At 32.7% G+C, this 392-nt stretch carries 1 protein-coding gene; it reads right to left on the bottom strand.

Annotated elements, in window-relative coordinates; translation table 11 throughout:
* Positions 1 to 94: 94 nt before the first annotated feature.
* The gene (locus H4J75_RS19765; RefSeq protein WP_182223076.1) at positions 95 to 376 is read right to left on the bottom strand and encodes a hypothetical protein; all 282 of its coding nucleotides are present in this window, start codon (positions 374 to 376) and stop codon (positions 95 to 97) included.
* Positions 377 to 392 lie beyond the last annotated feature (16 nt).

Here is a 392-nt window from a genome sequence, read left to right as displayed (position 1 = left end):
ACATAACGCCCACTTAAGCGGACAAAAATTGTTGGTTAAAATGTGAAGCGAAGCGGAACCTAACCAACTGTTTTTGTTCCGTTTGAAGTGCTTGTTAGGTAAGTTTAACACCACACTTTTTGCATTTATCTATTTTCCAACCAGAACCAGCTAACTTATTACAGCTAGGACAAAAAGATTGATAATAAGCTAAAAAAATAAAAACTAAACCTATACTTTGAATAATAAGCGCAAAGTAATCTGTGCGTAAAGGAAGAATTGAAAAGGTTAAATCGTAATAATTGATTATTAAAGCAGGAATCCAAAACGCCATAGCAATTAATGAATACATGATTCTTTTTTTATGCTGAATGTGAAACTTTTCTACGAAATCCATTTACTTACCTAACGCC

Source organism: Colwellia sp. BRX10-1, assembly GCF_014077545.1.
Taxonomy (GTDB): Bacteria; Pseudomonadota; Gammaproteobacteria; order Enterobacterales; family Alteromonadaceae; genus Colwellia_A.
The sequence above is the reverse complement of the archived record's forward strand: the minus strand, read 5'-3'. Positions and strand labels throughout refer to the sequence as shown.